Annotated in this window: 9 tRNA genes; all 9 read right to left on the bottom strand. The window is 51.2% G+C overall.

The features are described 5' to 3' along the window. Positions 1–3: 3 nt before the first annotated feature. The 9 genes from QM382_RS08875 to QM382_RS08835 all read right to left on the bottom strand — a co-directional run bounded on the left by QM382_RS08875 (position 4) and on the right by QM382_RS08835 (position 779). Positions 4–77: transfer RNA gene (locus QM382_RS08875), tRNA-Pro, on the bottom strand. 14 nt (positions 78–91) lie between these two features. Then, positions 92–165, bottom strand: a tRNA-Arg gene (locus tag QM382_RS08870). A gap of 11 nt (positions 166–176) precedes the next feature. After that, positions 177–262, bottom strand: a tRNA-Leu gene (locus QM382_RS08865). Positions 263–269: 7 nt separating this feature from the next. Further along, a tRNA-Gly gene (locus tag QM382_RS08860) sits at positions 270–341 on the bottom strand. A gap of 27 nt (positions 342–368) precedes the next feature. Beyond that, a tRNA-Thr gene (locus QM382_RS08855) sits at positions 369–441 on the bottom strand. 12 nt (positions 442–453) lie between these two features. Next, positions 454–535: transfer RNA gene (locus tag QM382_RS08850), tRNA-Leu, on the bottom strand. 5 nt (positions 536–540) lie between these two features. Then, positions 541–613, bottom strand: a tRNA-Lys gene (locus QM382_RS08845). Between the two features lie 18 nt (positions 614–631). Beyond that, a tRNA-Asp gene (locus tag QM382_RS08840) sits at positions 632–704 on the bottom strand. A 2-nt stretch (positions 705–706) separates the two neighbouring features. Continuing rightward, a tRNA-Val gene (locus tag QM382_RS08835) sits at positions 707–779 on the bottom strand. Position 780 lies beyond the last annotated feature (1 nt).

Raw genomic sequence — 780 nt, 5'->3', positions numbered from 1 at the left:
CAATCGGGAAGACAGGATTCGAACCTGCGACACCTTGGTCCCAAACCAAGTACTCTACCAAGCTGAGCTACTTCCCGAATTAAATTGTTAATGCACCCTAGAGGAGTCGAACCTCTAACCGCCTGATTCGTAGTCAGGTACTCTATCCAGTTGAGCTAAGGGTGCTCTTCAATATATGCCGAGGACCGGAATCGAACCGGTACGATCGTTACCAATCGCAGGATTTTAAGTCCTGTGCGTCTGCCAGTTCCGCCACCCCGGCCTCTATAAGCGAACGACGGGATTCGAACCCGCGACCCCCACCTTGGCAAGGTGGTGTTCTACCACTGAACTACGTTCGCATCGACTCTGGTTTATATTAAAAAAAATGCCGGCTACATGACTTGAACACGCGACCCTCTGATTACAAATCAGATGCTCTACCAACTGAGCTAAGCCGGCTGATTTCTATTATGCGGGTTAAGGGACTTGAACCCCCACGCCGTTAAGCGCCAGATCCTAAATCTGGTGCGTCTGCCAATTCCGCCAAACCCGCAAATATGACCCGTACTGGGCTCGAACCAGTGACCCATTGATTAAAAGTCAATTGCTCTACCAACTGAGCTAACGAGTCAAATAACTTTCGTTATTACGGTCCCGACGGGAATCGAACCCGCGATCTTCGCCGTGACAGGGCGACGTGATAACCGCTACACTACGGGACCTATGGGAGTTAACGGGATCGAACCGCTGACCCTCTGCTTGTAAGGCAGATGCTCTCCCAGCTGAGCTAAACTCCCT

This window comes from Streptococcus infantis, assembly GCF_047465185.1.
GTDB classification, from domain to species: domain Bacteria; phylum Bacillota; class Bacilli; order Lactobacillales; family Streptococcaceae; genus Streptococcus; species Streptococcus infantis_O.
This window is presented reverse-complemented; position numbering and strand designations above follow the sequence as displayed.